Source organism: Nucisporomicrobium flavum, from assembly GCF_016464385.1.
GTDB classification, from domain to species: domain Bacteria; phylum Actinomycetota; class Actinomycetes; order Mycobacteriales; family Micromonosporaceae; genus Actinoplanes; species Actinoplanes flavus_A.
The window spans coordinates 1-23,599 of sequence record NZ_JADMLH010000019.1; the positions used below are offsets into that span (position 1 = coordinate 1).

The window sequence follows — 23,599 nt, forward strand, 5'->3', positions numbered from 1 at the left end:
GGCACGGCGCGGGGCGGGGCGGCGCGGGGCGGGGCGGCGCGGGGCGGCGCGGGGCGGGGCGGCGCGGGGCGGCGCGGGGCCGGGTGGGCGACGCGGGCCGAGCGTGCATGCGCGGCACGGCGCAGGCACGGCGGAACAGCCCGGCCGCGGCTGACACTGCCAAGCGCCGACCGCGCACCGGGGCAGCGGTGCCCACGGAGCCCCGAAGACCCCGGAGCCGGGGCCTCGGGGACCGCTCAGACGAGCCGGCGGTCCGCTGCCCAGCGGGAGAGCTCGTACCGGTTGGACATCTGCAACTTCCGCAGCACGTTCGACACGTGCGTCTCGACCGTCTTGATCGAGATGAAGAGCTCCTTGGCGATCTCCTTGTACGCGTACCCCCGGGCCAGCAGCCGCAGGACCTCGCGCTCGCGGTTGGTGAGCTGGTCGAGTTCCGGGTCGGCGACCGGGACGTCCGGGCGGGCCGCGAAGGCGTCGAGCACGAAGCCGGCGAGCCGGGGGCTGAAGACCGCGTCGCCGTCGGCCACGCGCTTGATCGCGGCGGCCAGCTCGTCCGGGGAGATGGTCTTGGTGACGTAGCCGCGGGCGCCGGCACGGATCAGGCCGATCACGTCCTCCGCGGCGTCGGACACCGACAGGGCCAGGAACTTGACCTGGGGGTGGCTGCGGCGCATGGCCTCCAGAACGGCGCGGCCGCCTCCGTCGGGCATGTGGACGTCGAGGAGCACCACGTCGGGCATGGTGGCGGCGATGCGGGAGACCGCTTCGGCGACGGAGCTGGCCTCCCCCACCACGTCGACGTGCGCGCCCAGCTCGGCGCGTACGCCGGCGCGGAACATGGCGTGGTCGTCCACGAGGAAGACGGTGAGGCGTCGGCCCTCGTCTGCGGTGGGTTCGGTCATCGTGCGTTCTCCTTTCCGGCGGTGACGCTCTCGCGCGAGGCGGGCAGCGTCAGGCGCACCTCGGTGCCGTCCCCCGGTGAACTGCGGATCACGGCCTTGCCGCCGTGCCGCTGCATGCGCCCGATGATCGAACCACGGACGCCGTGCCGGGTCTCGGCCACGGCGGTGAGGTCGAAGCCGGCGCCGCGGTCGCGGACGAAGACGCTGAGCTCCTCGTCCTCCACCTCGGCGTAGAGCGAGACGGTCTGGACGCCCGCGTGCCGGGCCGCGTTGACCAGGGCTTCCCGGGCGGCCGCGACGAGGGCGGCGACCCGTTCATCACACTGCGTGTCGCCCACGACGACGGTCTCGACGGAGATCGCGTACGTGTCCTCGACCTCGGCGGCGGCCTGCTCCAGCGCCGCCCCGAACCGCTCGGTCGGCGACGCGGCCGGCTTGTAGAGCCAGTTGCGCAGCGAGCGCTCCTGCCCCCGGGCGAGCCGCTGGACCTCCTTGATGTCGGTCGAGTTGCGCTGGATGAGGGCGAGCGTGTGCAGCACCTGGTCGTGGATCATGGCGGCCACCTCGGCGCGCTCCTGCTCGCGGATGCGGCCCTCGCGCTCGTTGCGCAGCTGGCTGAACGTCCGCCAGAGCAGCGGAGCCACCACCACGCCGACGCCGAGCAGGCCGACGAGGGCGAAAATCACCCCGTTGAGCACGATGACGAGGTTGTTCTTGGGGCCGTACACGGCGAAGACGCCGATGACGCCGACCGCGACCAGGACGCCGCCGCCGATGAAGCGGAACAGGAAGGAGCGGCGGTCGCTCTCCGCGACGACGGCGGCGAGCCAGGGCGCCTGGTTGTCGCCCCAGTGGCCGCGCCGGGTGGGGTCGGACTGGTGCCAGATCACGCCGGCGCCCACCGCAATGACGGCGACCAGCCAGCCGGCGGTGCCGGCCACGCCCTTGTCGTCGCCGAACAGCAGTCCCTCGAGCAGGATCACGCCGAGGCCGATCGCGCCGAACGGCAGCAGGAGCACCAGGTCGCGGCGGGGTTTCGGCTCTCCGGTGGGCACCTGCTGCGGCAGCACCGCCCAGAACACGGCATAGAGCAGAAGACCAAGACCGTTGAAGCCCAGGAGTACGACCAGAGCGACGCGCACCGCGGTCACGGGAATGCTGAGGTGACGCGCGATCCCGGAAGCGACCCCGGCGATGACACGGTGGTCGCGCGGCCGGTACAGGCGGCGCGTCGGCGAGGGTGCTGCGGTGGCGGTGATCGCTGTCCTCCTTCGTCACGCCGTACTCGTGGACCGGTTCGATCGTCACACGCCGCGGTGAGCGGGGGCTACGGGGAATGACCCCCAGGTATCCGTGTCCCCGATCTCAGGGTGGCATCAGGGTCGGCGCCTGAGGCGGGCCGGGTGCCCGTACCGCCAGTATCGAAGCCATGACCGACGAAGCTGCCCAGTCCCGCGGAGCTGCCGGGTCGTCGCAGGACGTTCCGGCACCTTCGGCCGTCCCGCCGGCGCCCCCGCAGGCGCCGGCCTCGGGCGAGGTCCCGCCGGCGTACGAGCCGCCCGCACCGGGCGCTCCGCCGGCCGACGACCCGCCGCCGCCCCCGCCGGGCGCCACCACACCCCCATCCGAAACCCCCTCGGGCAGCACGCCGCCCCCCGCTGGAAGCATGCCGCCTCCGCCGGGCAGCCCGCCGCCGTGGTTCGGCGCGCCCGACGGGCCCACGTTCTCCCGCGACAAGCTCATCCGCCCGGCCCGCGGCCGGTACATCGCCGGCGTCTGCGGCGCGATCGGCCGCGCCACCAACACCGACCCGGTGCTCTGGCGGGTGCTGCTGGCCGTCCTCGGCTTCTTCGGCGGCGTCGGGGTGCTGATCTACCTCGCCGGGTGGCTGCTGATCCCCGCCGAGGGTGACACGGCCTCCCCGATCGAGTCCCTGCTCGGCCGGGGCCGCTCGACCATGGCGCCGCTGTCCGTGGTGCTGCTCGGTGCCGCCGCGGCCCTGACGTTCGCCTTCATCGTCCGCGACGGCTTCCGCGCGACGCTGCTCGCCGCCGCGGTGCTGGTCGTCGGCGCGCTGGCCCTCAAGAAGTCGAACCGGGCCGGCGGTCCCGTGACCGCTGGGCCCGCTCCGGCCGACCCGTGGGCCGCCACCGCGACGTTTCCCGCTGCAGCACCGGCGCAGCCGGCCACGACGGCGCCGGCCCCCGCGGAGGCGCCGGCTGAGGAGCCCGCGACCGCGTTCACCGAGACGGCCGCCGCAGAACCGGCCGGCGAACCGGTGACCGCCCCGCTGCCGCCGATGCCCCCCATGCCCCCGATGCCGCCCTTCCCGACAAACACGTCCGCGCCACTGCCGCCGATTCCGCCGTCGTTCGCCCGGCCGACCGAGGGCTACCGGCCGCCGTTCGCGCCGCACGGGCCGTGGGCACAGGGGGCCGCGCAGCCGCCGTACGCTCCTCCGGCACCGCCGTCACCACCCAAGGCGCCGAAGCCGCCCCGCGAGCGTTCCAAGCTGGGCCGCATCACGTTCTCCCTGCTGGTGGTCGTGATGGGCGTCCTTGCGCTGTTCGACTCCGCCGGCGCGGACGTTCCGGTGTCGGGGTACTTCGCCGCCGCGCTGGCCACCATCGCGCTCGGGCTGGTCGTCGGCGCGTGGTTCGGCCGGGCCCGCGGGCTCATCTTCCTGGCCGTGCTCGCGACCTTCGGGCTGGCCGTCTCCAGCGGCGTCGAGCGCTTCGGCGGCGAGTTCGCCAACAGCTCGTACCGGCCGCAGAGCCTCGCCGCCGTGGCCGACCGCTACGACTTCTCGGTGGGCAACGCGACGCTGGACCTGCGCTCGGTCAATTTCGCCGGGCACGACCAGGCGGTCACCGTGGCGATGAAGTTCGGGCAGGTCAGGGTGCTCCTGCCGGCGAACGTCGACACCACGACCTCGCTGACCATGAACGACGGGCGGGCGCTGCTGTACGGCCGCGAGCTGACCGGCAACCTGAACGTGCAGGCGGTCTCCGATCTCGGCCCCGACGGCGAGGGCGGCGGCACGCTACGGCTGACCGTCGAGATGAACACGGGCAACGTGGAGGTGACCCGATGAGGCCGCACCGTACCGACGGCATCTCACTGAGCTTCGGCCTGATCTTCCTGCTGGTGGCGGCCTGGTGGGCGGTCGCTCAGGTGGTCACCGTACGGCTCCCCGCGCTGGGCTGGCTCGTCGCCGGCGTACTGATCCTCTTCGGCGCCCTGGGCCTGCTCGGCGCGATCCGGTCCGGCCGGCGCACCGAGGTCCCGGCGCCGGTGGCGGCGGAGGCCGAGGTGGAGGTGCCGGGCGACCTGCCGCCCGAGATGCACGCCGACATCGTCCGGGAGCTGCTGGAGAACCCGGCGGAGCGGGTCGACCTGCCGCCGGCGCCGCCGGCAGCCGCCGAGAAGCCCGACGCGTCGCGGCACCACGGGCAGCCGCGGCACCACGGGCACCAGGACTGAGCGACACAGCGCCGTCCGTCGGTCACACCAGCGGGTGGGACCGGCGGGCGGCGCAATATGCTCTTGCGCATGACGCCGTTTCCCTCCGTGTCCACCGCCCCCGTGACCGGCGTCGGCCCGCGCGCCGCACGCAGCCTCACGGCCGAGTTCGCCCGCCACAACGCGGCGACGACGGCCCTGGTGGTCGGCGCCGACCACTCCTCGGCCGTGGTGGCCGCGGCGGTCGAGGCGCTGCTGCCCGGCGACACGCTGACCCTGGTCGCGGGCGAGCGCAGCACCGCCGAGCTGCTGCGGGACCACATCACCGGCCTCGGCAGCTGGATCGCCGACCGGGTCCGGATCGTCGAGTCGCTGGCCGAGGCGGAGCCCGCCGACGTGGTGGTGCTCGGCGAGCCGCTGACCGGCACCGCCGAGGAGACCCGCGCGACGCTCGACGGCCTCAGCAAGTACCTGGCGGACGGCGCGGTCGTCTCGGTGGCCACGCCGGCGGTGCCCGGGCGTACGGGCGGGGCGGCCGCCGAGCTGTTCCGGCAGAGCGCCCTGTTCGGGGTGGGTTCCGACCTCGTCGCCCGCAACCAGCCTCCGCTGCGGATCCACCGGCTCCGGTTCAGCCCGGCGGACACCGCGAAGGCGGCCACGCTGGCCCCGGCGTACCGTCCCTCGAGCGTGCCGGTGACCCGCAGCATGCACATCGACTCGAACGGCGTCGCGGCGGCCGGCATCGCCCTCGGCCTGGCCGCGCTGGCCCGCTCGGCGCGCCCCAAGTCCCGGCTCTGGCTGCTGCCTGCCCTGCTGGCGGCGCCGGTGGCGGCATTCTTCCGGGACCCCGAGCGGGACGTGCCCACCGACCCGAACGCGGTCGTGGCGGCCAGCGACGGCCGGGTGCTCTCGGTCGAGCGGCTCACCGACGAGCGCCTGGGCGAGGGCGAGTTCCTGCGCATCGCGGTGTTCCTGTCGGTCCTCGACGTGCACGTCAACCGGATGCCGGTGGCCGGCCGGGTGACGGACTACTTCGTCATCGACGGCGGCTACGCGAACGCCATGACGGCGGCGGCGGAGCACAACGTGGCGGCGTACACGATCCTCGACACCGACCACGGCACGGTCGCGGTCGCCCAGCGGACCGGCCTGATCGCCCGCCGGATCGTGCAGCGCACGCCGGTCGGCTCGCTGGTCGCCCGCGGCGAGCGGATGGGCCTGATCCGCTTCGGTTCCCGCACCGACGTCTACCTCCCCGCCGACAAGGCCGACGCCACGGTCACGGTCGGCGAGACGGTCCGCGGCGGCACCTCGGTCATCGCGCGCTGGAAGTGAACGCGAAAGTGCCCACCCAGCGAGGCTGGGTGGGCACTTCTCGTCGATCGGGTCAGACGCCCCGGGTGCGCAGCCACATGACCGGGCCGCTGACCAGGTAGGTCCCGACGATCAGCACGAACGTGAGCCGGGCGTCGACCAGGGCACCCACGATCGGCAGGAGCCACAGCCACGGCGGCAACTTCACAATCCGGGCGAGCTTCGCGTACGGGAAGCTGGACACCATCGCGAACGCCAGCACGGCCACGCCGCCCAGCACCGCGATCCCCGGAAGCGGGAGCCCGATCAGCACGGTCACGGCGAGCACCGCCGCGGCCATGGTCGTGGGGACACCGGCGAAGAACTTGCCGTCCTTCGGCGAGACGTTGAAGCGGGCGAGCCGGATGGCCGCGCAGCCGGCGACGAGCATGCAGGCCACCGCGGCGGCCGCGGTGGGAACCGTGTGGGCCAGGGACGCGTACACGACGACCGGCGCGGCCAGGCCGAACGAGCACATGTCGGCCAGGGAGTCCATCTGGGCCCCGAACGGGCTGGACACCCCGAGCCGGCGCGCGAGGGCGCCGTCGAGCCCGTCGAACGCCACGCAGGCGATGAGGCAGGCCGCGGCGAACCGGGGCTCGCCCTGCATGGCCAGGAAGATGGCGAGCAGGCCCAGGGCCAGGCTCGCGAGGGTGCAGCCGTTGACGACGGCGAAGCTGATCCGGCGGCGTACGGTGCGCTCACCGGGGAGCAGGGCTCCGGAATCGGCCTCGACGACGACCGGCTGGGCCATGGCGACGGGGCCATGGCTGCCGGAGGTGGCCACTGTACGGCCACGCCCGGCGTACGGAGCGAGCTCCGTGCCGGTGTAGATCACCTCGGCCCGGGTGGCCGTGGCAGCGCGTCCGGCATCACCGGAACGGCGCCCCACTCGCACCAGCAGGGCCTGCCGGGCGAGACTTCCGCCGCGGCGCAGCCGGCCTGCCCAACGACGTCCGGCGGGACGGGGACTATCCGTCGTACGACGCCGGCGCCAAGGGGTTCTCGGCACGTGCTCCTCCATCTGGGGGTCGGTTAGCCCGCCGGCATCGGCCGTCGCGGGGTGCTGCCCATCGCCCGTACGTCTACGGACCGTAATTTAGGCGGGTTACACGATCGCACAGCCGGGCTCTCTTGGCGAGAGAGGAAATCGACCGTCGTGTGTAACAACGTCATGTGGAGTTTTCATCCTCCGTGGGGGCGAGGAGGCACGCTCACTACCTGGCCCTGTGACGAGTCTAACCGAGGTCGCGCAACCCGATCACCGATGACCACTTTCCTCCGCGTGCCGCCGGCCCCTCCCCGGCGACCGTCCGCAGCGCCGCGGCGGCAACATCGGTCAGTGGTAGCTCACGCACCGTGACCTTGTCGAACCACCCCACCGCCGCCGTCGAGCCGCCCGCTTCCTCCATCACCACTGGTTCTGTCGGCCGGTCGACGAAAACCCTGAACAGCACGCGCACGACGTGCCAATCCACCGGTACGCCCTCCGGGCCCAGCGCGGCGGGGTCGTGGCGGTGCGACGTACCGATCAGACCGGTCACCCGTCCGTGCTGCCCGGTCTCCTCGGCCAGCTCCCGGGCGAGCGCCACCTCGGGCAGCTCACCGTGATCGGTCCCCCCGCCGGGGAGGTGCCACATTCCGGCGCCCGGATAGCCCGGGGCGATCTCGGTCAGCAGAATTCGCCCATCCGGGTCGGTCACCACCCCGTACGCCCCGAAGCGCTGATTGGTGCGCACCGGCGGCTCGTCCGGATCGGCGGGCACGTCGGAGGGGGCCACGGGCAGCCCCAGCACGCCGGCGGTGAACGGCATCACCGGCACCTCGCCCGGCGTCACCCACGCGACGCGGTCCGTCGTACCGGAGGCCTCATCACGCAGGTCCCCGCCCACGACCTCGACGTCGTAGATGATCCGATCGGTGTGCTCCCACGTATCCGTCCCCGGAAGGCGGAAGACGTCGGAGGTGACGGAGTGCAGGCCGATGATGCGTACCCGGAGGCCGGTCTCCTCGGCGAACTCCCGCACGACGGTGTCGTCCGGGTCCTCACCCTGCTCGACACCGCCGCCGGGCAGCGTCCACAGGCCGGGGAACGCGGACAGGGCCGAGTTGTGGGCGAGCAGGACGCTGCCGGCGGCATCACGGCACAGGCCGTACGCGCCGATTCGTCTGACCTTCACACCGGCAAGGCTAGCCACCTCACATCAGGCCGGCCGCCTTGAGTGCCTCGGCGGTGACCTCGGTGACCTGGTCGTCCGGCAGCTCGCCGACCTCCCTGAGCGCCATCCAGCAGGCCTCGGACGTCGACCCGCCCACGTCCCCGACGGTCACGTCCGTCGGCGACTCGACGAAGACCCGGTAGAAGGCGCGTACGCCGTGCCAGTCGATCGGGTAGCCCTCGGGGCCGAGCGAGGCCGCGTCCCGATGGCTGGCGACGCCGAGAAGCTCCAGGAGGCGCCCCTGCTGGCCGGTCTCCTCGACCAGCTCGCGAATCAGGGCGGTGCCGGGCTGCTCGCCGTAGTCCGTGCCGCCGCCGGGCAGGTGCCAGCGCCCCTCCCCCGGATACCCCGGAGCGATGCGGGTCATCAGCAGACGATCAAAAGGATCGGTCGCAATCGCGTACGCGGCGAAGCGCTGCGCGCGGTGCAGCCCATCCGGTCCGGCGTACGCGTAGAACGACGGGAAGTCGGGCACTTCCTCGGGCCGCAGGTCCGCGGAGGCGGCCGGAAGCCCCAGGGCGGCGGCCGTGAACGGACGCAGCTTCAGCTCCTGAGCTTCCTCGAGGGTGTGCCACCGAGCCATGTCGGTCGGCTGCCCGACGCGGTCGATGAGGTTCCCGCCGCGGACGGACACCTCGTAGATCAGGCGGTCGGTGTGGATCGTGACGCCACGGTGCGGCAACGACCTCATGTCGGCCAGGACGTCGCGAAGGCCGGTGACGGCGACGGACAGGCCGGTCTCGGCGGCGGTCTCCCGTACGACGGTGTGGTTGGGATCCTCACCGTGGTCGACGGCGCCGCCGGGCAACGACCAGACGCCGGGCGTACCCGACCGGGTCGAGGCACGGACGAGAAGGACGCGACCTTCGGGGTCGGTCGCGACGGCATATGCCGCGATCCTGCGAAGCGGCTCCAGTGCGGGGGTCACGGGCGGCATCTTGCCCGGTTTATGTTAACTCCAGGAAACGTCTGTCGGATTCCTGACAGGGCGATAGCCCTCAGTAATCGCAGATCAGGGCGGTTCTGCGCACCGATCGCAGCAAGTATGTAACACACAGCAATGTGTCGTAACCCACCCGGTTGGGGTGCAGGGGACGGGCCGCCCTGACGGGACGAATCCGGCCGGGCGACGGAGTGGCTGCGGCCCGGACCGACCGCCGACGACCGCCGTTCACCGCCGCCGCTTTCCCGCCGACCGCGGCCCTCGTCGCCGCCCTCTTGTCGCCGCCCCTCTGTCGCCGCCCTCTTGTCGCCGCCCCTCTGTCGCCGCCCTCTTGTCGCCGCCCCTCTGTCGCCGCCGCTCCCCGCTGACGCCCCCGTTCGCCGTCGGCCCCGTCGCCGGCCGGGCCCGCCGCCGATCGCCATCGCTCACCGCAGACCGTCCGGGTGGCTTTCCGGGGCGGGTTTCGCGCGGTGCAGTGTCCGTACCCGGGGACGAATCAGGGTCGCTCTCCGGGCAGTCACCGAGGTCGGCGAGGCACCCCGGGGACGACCCTTGAGGCATGACTCAACCGACTGTCGCCCCGTACAAGCAACTTCGCCGCCCGCTCGACGACCGGATCGTGGCCGGGGTCTGCAGCGGCATCGGCCGGTACCTGTCCGTCGACCCGGTGCTGATCCGGGTCGGGTTCGCCGTCCTCACGGTGATGACCTGGGGGGTCGGGCTGCTCGCCTACCCGATCGCATGGTTCCTGATGCCGGAGGAGCCGGCGCCGGCCGGACCCGCCTGGCGCGACCCGGCCGACCCGTCGTGGGGTCAGCCTGCCGGGTACCCGGCCGGGCCGGCGTGGACGCAGCCCGCCGCCGGCCAGCCGGGCCCGACGAGCACGCCGCCGGCAGCCTGACACCTGCCAGGCGGTGTCCCGCCGGGAGGGTGGACGATGAGCGCCGCGCACGGGCGAAACCGGCCGGGCCGGCTGCGGAAAGCGGCCGATACGCCACGGTGAGCAGGCACGACGCGTGCGTGGTGGTCACGGTGGGCCCGGCACGACCGGCCGGCGTGGGACGGCGCCAGCCGCAGACCCGGCACGGCCTGGCCCGCACGGCCTGGCCGGCCCGGCCCGGCACGGCACGGCACGGCACGGCCAGCGCAGCGCAAGCCCGCACACCCAGCGCGAACCGCCCGGCACGACCCGCCCGGCGTAACGCGGCGCAAGCCCGCAGACCCAGCGCGGCCCGGCCAGCGCAGCCCGGCGCAAACCGCGGGCTCGACGCGACTCGGCGCAGCGCGAGCGGCGGCGCAAGCCCGCGGCGGATCGCAATCCTGGCGCGGCGGAACCGGAGCGCCGCCGAGGCGCGGCCGGGGCTCAGCCTGAGCGGGCCGGTGCGGCCGGGGCTCAGCCTGAGCGGGCCGGTGCGGCCGGGGCTCAGCCTGAGCGGGCCGGTACGGCCGGGGCTCAGCCTGAGCGGGCCGGTGGGGTTACTCCCACTCGATCGTGCCCGGGGGCTTGCTGGTTACGTCGAGGACGACTCGGTTGATTTCTCGGACCTCGTTGGTGATGCGGGTGGAGATTGTGGCGATCACGTCGTACGGGAGGCGGGACCAGTCGGCCGTCATGGCGTCTTCGCTGGAGACCGGGCGGAGGACGATCGGGTGGCCGTAGGTGCGGCCGTCGCCCTGGACGCCGACGCTGCGGACGTCCGCGAGGAGGACCACCGGGAACTGCCAGACGTCGCGGTCGAGGCCCGCCGCGGTGAGTTCTTCGCGGGCGATGAGGTCGGCTGCGCGGAGGATGTCGAGGCGTTCGCGGTCGACCGCGCCGATGATGCGGATGGCGAGGCCCGGGCCCGGGAACGGGTGGCGCTGGACGATCTCCTCGGGGAGGCCGAGCTCGGCGCCGAGGGCGCGTACCTCGTCCTTGAAGAGGGTGCGGAGCGGCTCGATCAGGGCGAACTGCAGGTCGTCCGGGAGGCCGCCGACGTTGTGGTGCGACTTGATGTTGGCAGTGCCCGTGCCACCGCCCGACTCGACCACATCCGGGTAGAGGGTGCCCTGGACGAGGAACTCGATGTGGCGCTCGGCGTCGAGCTCGCGGGCCGCCGCCTCGAAGGTACGGATGAACTCCCGGCCGATGATCTTGCGCTTCTGCTCGGGGTCGGTGACGCCGGCGAGGTGGCCTAGGAACTGGTCGGAGGCGTCGACCACCTTGAGCCGGATGCCGGTCGCCGCGACGTAGTCCTTCTCGACCTGCTCGGCCTCGCCCGCGCGCAGCAGGCCGTGGTCGACGAAGATGCAGGTCAGCTGGTCGCCGACCGCCTTGTGGACGAGCGCCGCCGCGACGGCCGAGTCGACGCCGCCGGACAGGCCGCAGATCACCTGCTTGTCGCCGACCTGCTCGCGGATCGCGGCGACCTGGTCCTCGATGATGTTCGTCGGGGTCCAGGTGGGCTCGATGCCCGCGATGTCGTACAGGAAGCGCTGCAGCATCTCCTGGCCCTGCTGGGTGTGCGCCACCTCGGGGTGGAACTGCACGCCGGCGCGGCGGGTGCCGAGGTCCTCGAACGCGGCGACGGGCGCGCCGGCCGAGGAGGCGGTCACCGAGAAGCCGGACGGCGCCTCCGTCACCGAGTCGCCGTGCGACATCCAGACGGGCAGGTCCGCGGGCAGTTCGCGCAGCAGCGTCCCGGCCTGGGAGGCGGGGGCGAGAAGGGTGCGCCCGTACTCCCGGGATCCGGTGTGCGCGACGGTGCCGCCGAGCGCCTGGGCCATGGCCTGGAAGCCGTAGCAGATGCCGAACACCGGCACGTCGTTGGCGAACAGCGACGGGTCGAGCACCGGGGCGCCGGGCTCGTACACACTGGACGGTCCGCCGGACAGGATGATCGCGGCCGGCTTCTTGGCGAGCATCTCCGCGACCGGCATCGAGTGCGGCACGATCTCGGAGTAGACCCGCGCCTCGCGGACCCGGCGGGCGATCAGCTGGGCGTACTGGGCGCCGAAGTCGACGACAAGGACCGGACGCGGTGTGCTCATGGCCCGCGAGTTTACCGGCGGGAGGGACGGCCCTCCCGGCCCGGGGCGGCAGCTGTGGACAACCGCACCGGAACCGGCGAGGGGACGTCAGCGGTACCAGGTGCGGGCGGGAGCGTACGAGACGTTGCCTGCACGGTCGTAGGCGCGGATCTGGACCTTGAGTTTGCTGCCGAACTTCCACGTCTGTACGGCGAAGGTGTGCGTGCTGCCCGCGTACCGTTGAATGATCTTGCCGTTGACCAGCAGTTCCATGCTCCGGATGCCGTTGCGGTCCGTGGCCTGGGCGCCCACGTAGCGGGTCTTGCGAATGTGGCGGGTGCCGCTGGCCGGGCCCGAGGTGATCCGGACCGCCGGTCCCCAGTTGTCGACGAGGACCTTGCGGGTGGCGGTCGCCACGTTGCCGCCACGGTCGTACGCGCGCAGCATGAGCGTCATCGTCCCGCCGCGGATCGCCGGCCGCCACGCGAGCGTGTACGGCGCCACCCGGTCGACGTTGACGACCACGCCGCCGGCGAGCAGTTCGACCTTGGCGATGCCGATGTCGTCGGTGGCCTTGGCGCTCACCTTGACCGTGCCGCGGACGAGAGCCGAGGCGGACGGCGACACGAACGACGTGGCCGGAGCGACCGCGTCGTCGGCGACCGGCAGCGACGCGAGGGCCGCCGCGGCGTTGACGCGGCCCGAGGAGGAGGCGACCCAGCCGCCCGTGATCTTGTCCGCCGACGTGGTGAGGGCGGACCGGATCGTCGCGGCGGTCGGGGTGGGCGTGGTCGAGGCCAGCAGCGCCGCGACGCCGGCCGCGAACGGCGTGGCGGACGACGTACCGCAGAACTGGGTGACGATGCCGTTCATGGACTGGGCCGGGTTGCAGCCCGGCGCCGCGAGATCCACCCAGCTGCTGCCGTAGTTCGACCACGAGTAGCGGGTGTCGGTGCTGGTGGAGGCGCCGACCGCGATCACCGACGGGATGGCCGCCGGGTAGTGCAGAGCGGAGCTGCCGTCGTTGCCCGCGGCCGCGAGGACGAGGACGCCCTTGCTACTGGCGTACGCGACGGCGTCCCGCAGCACCTGACTGTCCGAGTCGCCGCCCAGCGACAGGTTGATGATGTCGGCGCCCTTGTCCGCGGCCCAGCGGATCCCCTCGGCGATGTCGCTGTACGAGCCGACGCCGGACGAGTTGAGCACCTTCACCGGCAGGATCTTGCAGAACCAGCAGATGCCCGCGATCCCCACGCCGTTGTCGCCCGAGCCGGCGATGACGTCGGCGGTCGACGTGCCGTGTCCCTGGTCGTCGGTGGCGTTGCTGTCGTCGTTGACGAAGTCGTACCCGGGCAGGATCCGCCCGGAGAGGTCGGGGAGCGCCTTGACGCCGGTGTCGACCACGGCGACGACCACGCCGCCGCGGCCCCGGGTGGTGTCCCAGGCGTCGTCGACGCGGGTCCGGGTGACGCCCCACTGGGCGCCGTACGCGGGGTCGTTCGGGGTGGTGGCGATGGTGGCGAGGTGGTCCTGCTCGACGTACGCGACGGCGGGATCGGCGCGCAGCACGTCGGCGGCCTCGGTGGCCTGGCCGGCGGGTACGTCCACCGCGACCGCGCCGGTCAGCGGTTCGGCGGCGACGACGTCGACGCTCTTCTCCAGGTCCGCGACGACGCCGGCGCTGTCCCCGGCGCGCAGCCCCACGACGAGCGAGACCGGTTCGGCGTCGGCGGGAGAGGGAGCGGCGAGCACCGGCGAGGGGGCCAGCGCGATGCCACCGGCGATCAGACCGGCCGTCAGTGCACGCAGAATCATGCCTCCACGCTGGGCCGGGCGGGTGCCGGAACCCGGACCGTACGGGGAGCTATCGGGTAGCAGAAAGCCCCTGCCGGGAGCGCTCGGCAGGGGCTTTCGGTGCTGTTCAGGTCAGCGCTTGTACGTCCTCGTCGGCGCGGACTTGACGTTGCCGGCGTTGTCGGTCGCCCGGATCTGCACCTTCATGCCCGAGGCGTAGCTCGACGCCTTGAAGCTGAAGTTGTACGGCGACGTGGTGTCCGTGGCCTTCACCGAGCCGTTGATCAGCATCTCGACCCGCCGGACGCCGTTCGTGTCCGAGGCGGTGGCGGCCAGCTTCACCGTGCCGGAGACCGTGGCGCCGCTCGCCGGGCCGCTGGTGATCGTCACCGTCGGCGCGACGTTGTCCGCGATGATCGAGCGGGTGAAGATCGTACGGTTGCCGGCCTTGTCGTAGACCTTGATCTCGAGCTTGACCTTGCCGTTCTTGCCGGCCGTGTCGTACGTGAACTCGTACGGCGCGGTGCGGTCCTGGGCCTTGTAGACGCCGTCGGCGAACAGGTCGACGTTGCGCACGCCGGACCAGTTGTCGGCGATGCCGGTGGTCTTGACCGGGATCTTGCCGTGCACGCGCCAGCCCTCGCCCGGGGTAGACACGCCGGTGATGGTCGGTGCGGTGGTGTCGGTGCTGACGTTCAGCGCCTTGGCGGCGTCGAGCATGCCGTACTTGGCCCAGCCGTTGTCGGCGCCGATCGAGCGGGCCGAGGTGAGCAGCGACCGCTGCAGCGACCAGGCGGTGTAGTCGGGGTGCATGGTCTTGATGAGGCCGGCCGCGCCGGAGACCATCGGCGCCGCGAACGACGTGCCGGGCTCGCCGGTGTGGTAGTTCTCGTACCGGTCCATGCCGGTGACGATGCCCGGGGCCGCCATGTCGACCCAGCTGTCGCCGGACTTGTTGTAGCTGGAGAAGCTCGCCCGCTCGTCGGAGTTGCGGTCGGTGGCGCCGACGGCGACCACGTCCGGGTACGCCGCGGGGTACTGCTTGGTGGTCGCGTACTGCGTGTTGCCGGCGTTACCGGCGGCGGCGACGACGAGCACGCCCTTGAGGTTCGCGTACGAGACGGCGTCGGCGAGCACCTTGGTGTTCTCGGTGCCGCCCAGCGACATGTTGATGATCTTCGCGCCGTTGCTGGTCGCGTACACGATGCCCTTGGCGATGTTGCTGTCGTAGCCGGAGCCGTTCTTGTCCAGCACCTTGACCGGGAGGATCATGCAGCTCCAGCAGCCGCCTGCCATGCCCTTGCCGTTGTTGCCGCGGGCCGCGATGAGCGACGCGACAGTGGTGCCGTGACCGAAGTCGTCAGCGGTGTTGGTGTTGTTGCTGACGTAGTTGTAGCCGGCCAGCACCGCGCCGGACAGGTCGCCGACCTTTGCGACGCCGGTGTCCAGCACGGCGATCTTGACGGCGCTGCCCGTCGTCGTCTCCCAGGCCGCGGGAAGGTTCACCTGGTCGACCTCGGGCTGCAGCCCCGTCCCCTCGGTCCCCACGTACATCGGGTCGTTCGGGTGGACGTCGTACGCCTTGCGGACGCGGTCGACCTCGACGTACGCGACGTTCGGGTCGCTCTTGAGCGCCTCGACGACCCGCGACCGGCGCGCCTGCGAAACCTCGAGGGTCTGCGCGCGCAGCTCGGACATCGCCTGCTGCGCCGGACCCGAGGCGTCCACGGCACGGGCACCCATCGCCGAGACGGTACGCATGGGGGCGGCGGCGTCCGCGCCCTTCTTCAGGCCGACGACGAGCCGCACCGGCGCCGACGGCGTCTCGTCGGCCAGGGCCCAGGTCGAGATGCCGGCGGTAGCCGCGACGACCGTGGCCGCCAGTGCTCCGACGACGACGCGCCGTGAGACAAGCTTCATGTAGGACGTGCCTCCCCGTGTTCGACCGCCGCTTGAGCGAATCGCGGCGGTCAGCGTACGGCCGATCTTGTGTTTTTCAATGCCCCGTTCCACAACGCGAGATTTCATCCCATTGAGCAGGTTGTTGGTGTCGCTTACTGTTCCACCATGCGGAACAACAAGATCCTGTGGACGGCGGCCGCGGTCGTGGTCGTCCTCCTGGCCGGCGTGGGGATCGCCTTCGCGCTGCGTGCCGACTCGGACGGATCGGACATCACCGCAGCTCCGGCCCCCGCCGCGTCGTCCACGGCACCGGCGCCGTCGAGCGCTCCCCCGCCGCCCGGAGCCGACATCACCGGCCCGCTGGACCTGCTCCTGATCGGCGTCGACACCCGCGTCAGCATCCCGGACTGGCAGCCGCATGCCGACGCCATCATGCTGCTGCACGTCGACGAGGGACTCAAGAGCGGATATCTGTACTCGCTGCCGCGGGACCTCCGCGTCGACATCCCCGCGTACGCGAAGAACGGCTACGGCGGCGGGCGGCACAAGCTGACCGAGGCGATGTCGTACGGCTCGGAGCTCGCCGGGACGGACAAGGCGAACGTCTTCAACGGGTACGAGCTGCTGAGCCGGACGATCGCCGGGTACACCGGCATCAAGAAGTTCGACGCGGGCGCCATCCTGACGTTCAACGGCCTCAGCAAGCTGACCGACGCCCTCGGCGGCGTCACCATGACCATCGACCAGAAGGTCGTCTCGCACCACCGCAAGCCGGACGGCACCGCACGTCCCCTGCGCGCGGGCGGCGGCGACTACGTCGGCCCGCAGGCGACCTACCTCCCCGGGACGCGCACGCTCGTCGGCTGGCAGGCCATCGACTACGCCCGCCAGCGCTACGGGCTGCCGAACGGCGACTACGACCGGCAGCGCCACCAGCGGCAGCTCGTCAAGGCCCTGCTCACCAAGGCGGAGACCGCCGGCCTGGCGACCGACCAGGCCAAGCTCCGGTCGGTGCTGGGCGCGCTGGGGGACACGCTGGTGACGTCGGGGAGCCGGACACCGCTGGAGTACGCGTACGCGCTGCGGGACCTGAAGCCGTCCGGGCTGACGTTGGTGTCGCTGCCGGGGAGTTCGGTGTTCTCCGGAGGCGGCTACATCGGCGAGCAGTTGACGTCGACGGGGCGCGGCTTCGTGCGGGCGGTGGCGGCCGGGAACCCGCAGGCGTACCTGGCAAAGCACCCGGAGCTGCGCGCCAAGTAGGGCCGGGCGGGACGGCCGCGGCGCGGAAGCAGCGCGGCGGGACGGCCGCGGCGCGGGAGCGACCCGGCGGGACGGCTGCGGAGCGGGAGCGACCCGGCGGCCGGCGGCGGGTGGGTCGTCAGGGCCGCGGCGGGGCGGTCGTTCCGAACAACCAGGCCTCGAAGAAGTCGCCCAGGTCCTTGCCCGCGGCCGCCTCGGCGTCGCTGATGAAGGCGACCGTGGTCGCGTTGCCGTCGCTGTGGGACTGGGGCCAGGACCGCAGCAGCTTGAAGAACGCGGCGTCGCCGATCGTCGTGCGGAGGGCGTGCACAGTCATGGCGCCGCGCTGGTAGACGGCTTCGCCGAAGAGGCGCTCGGGGCCCGGGTCGCCGGTCGGGACCTTCCAGTCGAAGCCCTGGTAGACGCGGTCGAACGCCTGCTGGGCGGTCTGTTCGCCCTCGTGCTCCTGCCAGAGCCATTCGGCGTACGTGGCGAAGCCCTCGTTGAGCCAGATGTCCTGCCAGCGGTCGAGGCTGACGCTGTCGCCGTACCACTGGTGGGCCAGTTCGTGGGCGACGACCGTGGCGTTGGGCCGGGTGCGGAAGAAGACGTTGCCGTAGACCGGCCGTGACTGGGTCTCCAGCGCGTAGCCGACCCGGTTGTCGTCGATGACCACCCCGCCGTACGCGTCGAACGGGTACGGGCCGAACTGGGTGGCGAGGAAGTCGGCGACCTCCGTGGTGCGAGCCATGGCCTTGGCCGCCGGGCCGTCCGCGGGCAGGGACTCGGGGATGGCCGTCACGACCGGTTTGCCGTCGTGGGTGGAGGTCTGCACCCTGTACTGGCCGATGACGACCGTGGCGAGGTAGCTGGCCATCGGCTTCGACTCGGTCCACGTCCAGGTGGTCCAGCCGTCGGCGGTGGTGCGCCGGCCGGGCACGCCGTTGCCGATCGCCTCGACGCCCTCGGGCACGGTCATGGCCAGCGCGAACGTCGCCTTGTCGGAGGGGTGGTCGTTCACGGGGAACCAGGTGCTGGCCGACTCCGGCTGGCCCAGGGCGAACCCGCCGTCGGCCGTACGCAGCCAGCCGCCCACGCCGAGCGCCTCGTTGCTGAGCGGCTCGGGCTCGCCGCCGTACTCGACGACGACGGTGAACCGCTGCCCGCCGACGATGCCGGCCGCCGGGGTCACGATCAGTTCGTTCTTCTCCGCCTTCGCGGTGGCGGGCCGCCCGTCGATCGTCACCTTGCCGACGGTGAGGCCGGCGAGGTCGAGGTGGAAGCTGGAGAGGTCCTGCGTCGCCCCGGCCGTGATCGTGGCGGTGCCCTCGAGCCGCCCCTTGGCGGGGTCGTAGCGCAGCTTCAGGTCGTATCCCACGACGTCATAGCCGCCGTTGCCGTACGTCGGGAAGTAGGGATCCCCGGCCCCCTCGGCCCCCGGCGCAAAACTCGGCGCGACAGACGGCGACGCGGAGGCGGCCGGCTGGGGATCATCATCGCCCGTGCAGCCGGCCACGGCGACCAGCACGGCGACGACCACCGCCGCGATCCGAACCCGCATGCCCATTCCCCCATCGCCTGGACTGCGACTCTACGTCCGCGCCGGGCCCAGGCCGCCGGTTATCCACAGGGCGGGGTTTGCCCACTTACGCACAATGAAGGCCGAGGGCCAGCGGATGCTGGGCCCCCGGCCGGCCTCGGCGGGAGCGACGATCTGCGCCACCCACCGAGCTACGACATGGAGCTCTTGACCTTGATCTTGATCTACCGGTCGAGAACGAGCGACACCTTCTGGAACTCCTTGACGTCGCTGTAGCCGCACTTGGCCATCGCGCGCTTGAGGCCGCCGAAGAGGTTGAGCTGGCCGTCCGGGCGGTCCGCGGGGCCGTAGAGGATCTCCTCGAGGGTGCCGTCCGGCTCGCCCGCGATGCAGAAGCCGCCGCGGGGCAGGCTCGGGTGGCTGGCGGCCGAGTGCCACCAGGCGCCGCCGGCCGGGGCGCCCTCGGCGAGGGACAGCGGCTCGCCCAGCATGACCGCGTCGGCGCCGCAGCCGATCGCCTTGGCGATGTCGCCGGAGGTCTGGATGCCGCCGTCTGCGATGAGGTGCACGTAGCGGCCGCCGGTCTCGTCGAGGTAGTCCCGGCGGGCCGCCGCCGCATCGGCGATCGCGGTCGCCATCGGTACGCGGATGCCGAGAACCGTGTCCGTTGTGGACCACTCGTCGGCGCCGATGCCGACGATGACGCCGGCCGCCCCCGTGCGCATGAGGTGCAGCGCGGTCTTGTAGTCGGTGCAGCCGCCGACGATGACCGGCAGGTCGAGGTCGGCGATGAACTCCTTGAGGTTCAGCGGCTCGTCCGTGGTGGAGACGTGCTCGGCGCTGACCAGCGTGCCCTGGATGACGAGCAGGTCGACGCCCGCGTCGAGGATCACCGGGGCGAGCGCGAGGGTGTGCTGCGGCGAGACGCGGACGGCGACCGTGACGCCGCCCTCGCGGATCGCGCGGACCCGCTCGGCGATCAGTTCCGGCCGGATCGGCTCGGCGTAGACCTCCTGGAGGCGCTTCGTGGCGTCGGCCTCCTCGTCGAGCGAGGCCAGCTCCTCAAGGATCTTGGTGGGGTCCTCGTAGCGCGTCCAGAGCCCCTCGGCGTTGAGCACGCCCAGGCCGCCGAGGCGGCCCAGGGCGATCGCCGAGGCGGGGCTCATGGTCGCGTCCGACGGGTGCGCGACGCAGGGAATCCTGAACGGGTACGCGTCCACCTTCCAGTCCGTGGACACGTCGTCCACGTCCCGGGTACGGCGGCTCGGGACGATCGCGATGTCGTCCAGGTGGTACCCGCGCTGGGCCGTCTTGCCCAGACCGATCTCCACAACGTCACGCATGATTCAAGCCCCTTAGCGGGAGTGGTAGTTCGGAGCCTCGACCGTCATCTGGATGTCGTGCGGGTGGCTCTCCTTGAGACCTGCCGCGGTAATCCTGATGAGCTGACCCTTTTCCTGCAAGTCCGGGATCGTCTCGGCGCCCACGTAGCCCATCGCCGCGCGCAGGCCACCGATCAGCTGGTGCGCGACGCGCGACAGCGGACCACGGTAGGGCACCTGGCCCTCGACGCCCTCGGGGACCAGCTTGTCCTCGTTGACGTCCTGCTGGAAGTAGCGGTCCTTCGAATACGACTTCGCCTGGCCTCGGGACTGCATGGCGCCGAGCGACCCCATGCCGCGGTACTGCTTGAACTGCTTGCCGTTGATGAAGATCAGGTCGCCGGGGCTCTCCTCGGAGCCGGCCAGCAGCCCGCCCAGCATGACGGTGTCGGCACCCGCGACGATCGCCTTCGCGATGTCGCCGGAATACTGGATGCCGCCGTCGGCGATCACCGGGACGCCGGCGGGCCGGCACGCCCGGGCCGCCTCCATGACGGCGGTGATCTGCGGTACGCCCACGCCGGCGACGATCCGCGTGGTGCAGATGGCGCCCGGGCCCACCCCGACCTTGACCGCGTCGGCGCCGGCCTCGACCAGCGCCTTGGCTCCCGCGTACGTCGCGATGTTGCCGCCCACGATGTCCGTGGTGGTGTCCTTCTTGAGGCGCGCGACCATCTCCAGCACCGCGCGCTGGTGACCGTGCGCGGTGTCGACGATGACCACGTCCACGCCGGCGTCGATCAGGGCACGGGCCCGCTTGTACGCGTCGTCGCCCACCCCGACCGCGGCGGCGACCCGCAGCCGGCCCTGGGCGTCCTTGGCGGCGTTCGGATACTGCTCGCTCTTGGTGAAGTCCTTGACCGTGATCAGGCCGCGCAGGCGTCCCGAGTCGTCGACGAGCGGCAGCTTCTCGACCTTGTGCCGCTGCAGCAGCGCGAGCGCCTCCTCCTTGCCGACGCCGACCTCGGCGGTGATCAGCGGCGCCTTCGTCATGACGTCGCGCACCTTGATGCTGTCGTCGGTGACGAACCGCATGTCACGGTTGGTGACGATGCCCACGAGCACGCCGTCACCGTCGATCACCGGCACGCCGGAGATGCGGTAGCGCCCGCACAACTGGTCGACGTCGCGCAGGGTGTCGTCCGGGCTGCAGGTGACCGGGTTCGTGATCATCCCCGACTCGGAGCGCTTCACCAGGTCGACCTGGGACGCCTGGTCCTCGAGGGAGAGGTTGCGGTGCAGCACGCCGATGCCGCCCTGCCGGGCCATCGCGATCGCCATCCGCGCCTCGGTGACGGTGTCCATCGCACTGGACAGCAGCGGGATGGAGAGTTCGACGTTGCGGGTCATCCTGGTGATCGTGTTGACCCGGCTCGGCACGACGTCCGATTCGCCGGGCTGCAGGAGAACATCGTCGAACGTCAGACCGAGAGGAACCGTGCGCGCGGACTCAGTTTCCACAGATCATCCCTAGAGAAGAGGCGGAGTGTTACATCCTACTCATCGGCCAGGGCGTGCCCGAGGGGGCGGACAGCACGTGCGGGCCAGCACACAGTGCCGCTTGATGGGTACGGTAGACGCGTGCAAGAAGAGCCGATCGACCCGTTCAACGGTGACCCCGCCGACCCGGCCGCGGGACTCGACGACCTCACGGAGGACGCCGAGCAGGATCCGCTGACCGAGGCCGAGCGGCAGGACGTCCTCGAGGACCTGTCCGACCTGGAGATCTACCAGGCCTTGCTGAGCCCCACGGGGATCCGCGGGCTGGTCATAGAGTGCGAGGACTGCCACGAGCCGCACTACTTCGACTGGGATCTGCTGCGGGGCAACCTGCGGCATCTGCTGTCGAACGGCCGGCCGAGGGTGCACGAGCCGGCGTTCGACCCGGACCCCGACCACTACGTCACGTGGGAGTACGCCCGCGGGTATGCGGACGGTGTGCACGACACGCTGACGGAGGGTACGGACGACGACGCGTCGTCATCGTCGTCCTGACAGTCGTCGTACAGCTCACGGGCCGCCCCTGGAGGGCGGCCCGTTCGCTTCGAAGGGCTCGGCTGACGCCGGTCACGACCCACCCCGGCCGTGACAGGGGTCAGGCGACGAGACCGGCGCGGAAGCCCGCGGCCACCGCGTGCGCCCGGTCGCGGGCGCCCAGCTTGCGGAAGAGCCGGCGGGCGTGGGTCTTGACCGTGTCCTCGGACACGAACAGTTCCCGCCCGATCTCCGCGTTGCTCTTGCCGTCGGCCATGCCGCGCAGCACCTGCAGCTCCCGCTCGGTGAGGGTCAGGCGCCGACCGGCCGGAGCGGCCTCGCCGACCCGGCCGTCGTTGCCGGGCCACACCAGCGGCCGGCCCGTGACCGGGTCGATGTCGGGCCCGTCGCCACGCTGGGCGGGAACCATCGGGGAGTTCGGCAGCATCGCCGGGATACCCGCGGCGTTCGGGGTTCCGGCCATCGCCAGGCCGTCACGGTGCAGGCCACGCGCGGCGGCCGAGTTGTTGTTGCGCCCCGCCTGACCGACCGCGGCCGGCTGGGCGTTCGCTCCGTTGATCGGCATGCCCTGGGGGCGTACCGGGAGCAGCAGGAGCAGCAGTGCCTTGGCGACGACACTGACCAGGTCGTGCTCGACGCCGCGGATGACGCCGCGGGCGCCGGCGGCGACCGTGGCGGCGGCGACCCGGGGGTCTTCCGCGCCGAAGAGGACGACCTGCGCCTGCGGGGCGCGGGCGAGGACGCGCCGGGTGAAACCGACGCTGTCGGGACGGGTCACGGCGGTGTCGGCCAGAACGACCTCGGCCGGCCGCTCAGCCAGACGGATCATGGCCTCGGTCTCGCTGACCGCTGTCCGCACGACACCGGTCATCCCGAGCCGGGCCGCGGTCGACGCGACGGTCTGGGCCGCCAGTGGGGTACGGACGCACACGAGGACGGTACGCACAGTGATCCTCCTTCTCTCTCAGAGGAGATCACGCGAGGGCCGCAGCATTACGCGCTTTAGATGGAAAAAATGGGAAACATCGGAACGGTTTTCGGCACCGGTGAGATACGGCCGACGAAGACATCGACAACTCGTGTGTGATCCGGCGTTCGCCGGGGTACACGGGCGACAGGCCTGAGCCAGGCCCCTCATGAGAACACTCCGCGGTGCCGCGCGGGAGGAGGGTGTTGATGTCGAACGTTCGCAGACTGCCCGGGCCCATCGCCGACCTTTGGGATTGGCAGCGACTCGGCCTGTGCAGAGGGCGGGACAGCGCTCAGTTCTTCCACCCCGACGGCGAGCGCGGATCGTCCCGCAACCGCCGCGAGGCGAAGGCCAAGGCGATGTGCGGCGCCTGCCCGGTCCGGGCCGAATGCGCCGCCCATGCTCTGGCGGTCCGTGAGCCGTACGGCGTCTGGGGAGGCTTCAGCGAAGCGGAGCGGCTGCGGCTGCTCGCAGTCGGCTGGGAGGACCTTGCCGATCGCCATCACGGACGGGTCGACCTTGCCCGGCTCGAGGCCCGCCTCGGCCGGCCCCACAAGTCCACGGTGCCGGCACAGCGGCAGGCACCGGCAGCCTGACGCCGCCACAGACGCGGCACGACAACACACCTGACGGCGCGGCCTCCTGCGGGAAGCCGCGCCGGCGTCGTCGGCGGCTTGTCAGTCGCATCGGTGAACATGCAAGCCACCGTATGAGCGAACTTGCCCTTGACGTCGGACGAAGAGTGCGTCTTCCGCGTGACACGATTCCACCGCCCGGGGACCGTGGTCATAGCCGCCCGCGGATGCCATCCCGCGTTTGCCGGACAGCCGCGGTGGTGCCGGTCGGCCGGTTCGGATCCCTCTTCGTGACCTGCGCGGCCGTTGGCTCG

At 72.0% G+C, this 23,599-nt stretch carries 19 protein-coding genes; 7 read left to right on the forward strand and 12 right to left on the reverse strand.

Annotation, left to right across the window (positions count from 1 at the left end; translation table 11 throughout):
* Positions 1-236: 236 nt before the first annotated feature.
* Both IT780_RS32990 and IT780_RS32995 read right to left on the reverse strand, forming a co-directional pair.
* A complete protein-coding gene (locus IT780_RS32990; RefSeq protein ID WP_199515759.1) occupies positions 237-902 on the reverse strand; it encodes a response regulator in 666 nt (221 codons plus the stop codon).
* Complete coding sequence (locus IT780_RS32995) at positions 899-2,125, reverse strand: ATP-binding protein (protein ID WP_199515888.1); 1,227 nt, start codon at positions 2,123-2,125, stop codon at positions 899-901. The genes IT780_RS32990 and IT780_RS32995 overlap by 4 nt, the downstream gene beginning before the upstream one ends.
* A 443-nt stretch (positions 2,126-2,568) precedes the next feature.
* Here IT780_RS32995 and IT780_RS33000 point away from each other — a divergent pair, with 443 nt between their 5' ends.
* From IT780_RS33000 to IT780_RS33010, 3 genes are all read left to right on the forward strand, one after another.
* Positions 2,569-3,996 (forward strand): PspC domain-containing protein, encoded by a 1,428-nt coding sequence (locus IT780_RS33000; protein WP_233413917.1) that lies wholly within the window; start codon positions 2,569-2,571, stop codon positions 3,994-3,996.
* Positions 3,993-4,385 carry a phage holin family protein gene (locus tag IT780_RS42315; protein ID WP_233413912.1) on the forward strand — a complete coding sequence of 131 codons (393 nt, stop codon included), beginning with the start codon at positions 3,993-3,995 and terminating at the stop codon, positions 4,383-4,385. The genes IT780_RS33000 and IT780_RS42315 overlap by 4 nt, the downstream gene beginning before the upstream one ends.
* Positions 4,386-4,454: 69 nt before the next feature.
* Complete coding sequence (locus tag IT780_RS33010; RefSeq protein WP_199515761.1) at positions 4,455-5,699, forward strand: phosphatidylserine decarboxylase; 1,245 nt, start codon at positions 4,455-4,457, stop codon at positions 5,697-5,699.
* Between the two features lie 52 nt (positions 5,700-5,751).
* On the opposite strand, the gene IT780_RS33015 is transcribed toward IT780_RS33010, so the two are convergent.
* The 3 genes from IT780_RS33015 to IT780_RS33025 all read right to left on the reverse strand — a co-directional run bounded on the left by IT780_RS33015 (position 5,752) and on the right by IT780_RS33025 (position 8,864).
* The gene (locus IT780_RS33015) at positions 5,752-6,729 is read right to left on the reverse strand and encodes a CDP-alcohol phosphatidyltransferase family protein (protein WP_372443857.1); all 978 of its coding nucleotides are present in this window, start codon (positions 6,727-6,729) and stop codon (positions 5,752-5,754) included.
* 226 nt (positions 6,730-6,955) lie between these two features.
* Positions 6,956-7,897: an NUDIX domain-containing protein gene (locus tag IT780_RS33020; protein WP_199515762.1), complete on the reverse strand. Its 942-nt coding sequence runs from the start codon at positions 7,895-7,897 to the stop codon at positions 6,956-6,958.
* Between the two features lie 19 nt (positions 7,898-7,916).
* Positions 7,917-8,864, reverse strand: coding sequence for an NUDIX hydrolase (locus IT780_RS33025; RefSeq protein WP_199515763.1), 948 nt, complete (start codon positions 8,862-8,864; stop codon positions 7,917-7,919).
* Between the two features lie 574 nt (positions 8,865-9,438).
* Between IT780_RS33025 and IT780_RS33030 the strand changes: the two genes are divergently transcribed.
* Positions 9,439-9,780: a PspC domain-containing protein gene (locus tag IT780_RS33030; RefSeq protein ID WP_199515764.1), complete on the forward strand. Its 342-nt coding sequence runs from the start codon at positions 9,439-9,441 to the stop codon at positions 9,778-9,780.
* Between the two features lie 575 nt (positions 9,781-10,355).
* On the opposite strand, the gene guaA is transcribed toward IT780_RS33030, so the two are convergent.
* The 3 genes from guaA to IT780_RS33045 all read right to left on the reverse strand — a co-directional run bounded on the left by guaA (position 10,356) and on the right by IT780_RS33045 (position 15,602).
* Positions 10,356-11,909, reverse strand: coding sequence for a glutamine-hydrolyzing GMP synthase (gene guaA / locus IT780_RS33035; RefSeq protein WP_199515765.1), 1,554 nt, complete (start codon positions 11,907-11,909; stop codon positions 10,356-10,358).
* 87 nt (positions 11,910-11,996) lie between these two features.
* The gene (locus IT780_RS33040; RefSeq protein WP_199515766.1) at positions 11,997-13,703 is read right to left on the reverse strand and encodes a S8 family serine peptidase; all 1,707 of its coding nucleotides are present in this window, start codon (positions 13,701-13,703) and stop codon (positions 11,997-11,999) included.
* 111 nt (positions 13,704-13,814) lie between these two features.
* The gene (locus IT780_RS33045; protein ID WP_199515767.1) at positions 13,815-15,602 is read right to left on the reverse strand and encodes a S8 family serine peptidase; all 1,788 of its coding nucleotides are present in this window, start codon (positions 15,600-15,602) and stop codon (positions 13,815-13,817) included.
* Between the two features lie 147 nt (positions 15,603-15,749).
* Between IT780_RS33045 and IT780_RS33050 the strand changes: the two genes are divergently transcribed.
* A complete protein-coding gene (locus tag IT780_RS33050) occupies positions 15,750-16,844 on the forward strand; it encodes an LCP family protein (RefSeq protein WP_199515768.1) in 1,095 nt (364 codons plus the stop codon).
* A 118-nt stretch (positions 16,845-16,962) separates the two neighbouring features.
* Here the strand turns inward: IT780_RS33050 and IT780_RS33055 are convergent, their stop codons facing one another.
* The 3 genes from IT780_RS33055 to guaB all read right to left on the reverse strand — a co-directional run bounded on the left by IT780_RS33055 (position 16,963) and on the right by guaB (position 21,206).
* Positions 16,963-18,384: a M1 family metallopeptidase gene (locus IT780_RS33055; RefSeq protein ID WP_199515769.1), complete on the reverse strand. Its 1,422-nt coding sequence runs from the start codon at positions 18,382-18,384 to the stop codon at positions 16,963-16,965.
* A gap of 203 nt (positions 18,385-18,587) precedes the next feature.
* A complete protein-coding gene (locus tag IT780_RS33060) occupies positions 18,588-19,706 on the reverse strand; it encodes a GuaB3 family IMP dehydrogenase-related protein (RefSeq protein WP_199515770.1) in 1,119 nt (372 codons plus the stop codon).
* A 12-nt stretch (positions 19,707-19,718) separates the two neighbouring features.
* Positions 19,719-21,206 (reverse strand): IMP dehydrogenase, encoded by a 1,488-nt coding sequence (gene guaB, locus IT780_RS33065; protein WP_199515771.1) that lies wholly within the window; start codon positions 21,204-21,206, stop codon positions 19,719-19,721.
* Between the two features lie 120 nt (positions 21,207-21,326).
* Here guaB and IT780_RS33070 point away from each other — a divergent pair, with 120 nt between their 5' ends.
* Positions 21,327-21,740 carry a DUF5319 domain-containing protein gene (locus IT780_RS33070; protein ID WP_199515772.1) on the forward strand — a complete coding sequence of 138 codons (414 nt, stop codon included), beginning with the start codon at positions 21,327-21,329 and terminating at the stop codon, positions 21,738-21,740.
* Between the two features lie 100 nt (positions 21,741-21,840).
* Here the strand turns inward: IT780_RS33070 and IT780_RS33075 are convergent, their stop codons facing one another.
* A complete protein-coding gene (locus IT780_RS33075; protein WP_199515773.1) occupies positions 21,841-22,686 on the reverse strand; it encodes a response regulator transcription factor in 846 nt (281 codons plus the stop codon).
* A gap of 230 nt (positions 22,687-22,916) precedes the next feature.
* On the opposite strand from IT780_RS33075, the gene IT780_RS33080 reads away from it, so the two are divergent.
* Positions 22,917-23,306, forward strand: coding sequence for a WhiB family transcriptional regulator (locus IT780_RS33080; RefSeq protein WP_189205310.1), 390 nt, complete (start codon positions 22,917-22,919; stop codon positions 23,304-23,306).
* The last annotated feature ends 293 nt before the right edge of the window (positions 23,307-23,599 follow it).

Coding starts and splice junctions, on each gene's coding strand:
- IT780_RS33040 (WP_199515766.1), bottom strand. CDS start 13,703: ATGATTCTGCGTGCACTGACGGCCGGTCTGATCGCCGGTGGCATCGCG.
- IT780_RS33080 (WP_189205310.1), top strand. CDS start 22,917: ATGTCGAACGTTCGCAGACTGCCCGGGCCCATCGCCGACCTTTGGGAT.
- IT780_RS33060 (WP_199515770.1), bottom strand. CDS start 19,706: ATGCGTGACGTTGTGGAGATCGGTCTGGGCAAGACGGCCCAGCGCGGG.
- IT780_RS33050 (WP_199515768.1), top strand. CDS start 15,750: ATGCGGAACAACAAGATCCTGTGGACGGCGGCCGCGGTCGTGGTCGTC.
- IT780_RS33030 (WP_199515764.1), top strand. CDS start 9,439: ATGACTCAACCGACTGTCGCCCCGTACAAGCAACTTCGCCGCCCGCTC.
- IT780_RS33055 (WP_199515769.1), bottom strand. CDS start 18,384: ATGCGGGTTCGGATCGCGGCGGTGGTCGTCGCCGTGCTGGTCGCCGTG.
- guaA (WP_199515765.1), bottom strand. CDS start 11,909: ATGAGCACACCGCGTCCGGTCCTTGTCGTCGACTTCGGCGCCCAGTAC.
- IT780_RS33010 (WP_199515761.1), top strand. CDS start 4,455: ATGACGCCGTTTCCCTCCGTGTCCACCGCCCCCGTGACCGGCGTCGGC.
- IT780_RS33045 (WP_199515767.1), bottom strand. CDS start 15,602: ATGAAGCTTGTCTCACGGCGCGTCGTCGTCGGAGCACTGGCGGCCACG.
- IT780_RS33000 (WP_233413917.1), top strand. CDS start 2,569: ATGCCGCCTCCGCCGGGCAGCCCGCCGCCGTGGTTCGGCGCGCCCGAC.
- IT780_RS42315 (WP_233413912.1), top strand. CDS start 3,993: ATGAGGCCGCACCGTACCGACGGCATCTCACTGAGCTTCGGCCTGATC.
- IT780_RS32990 (WP_199515759.1), bottom strand. CDS start 902: ATGACCGAACCCACCGCAGACGAGGGCCGACGCCTCACCGTCTTCCTC.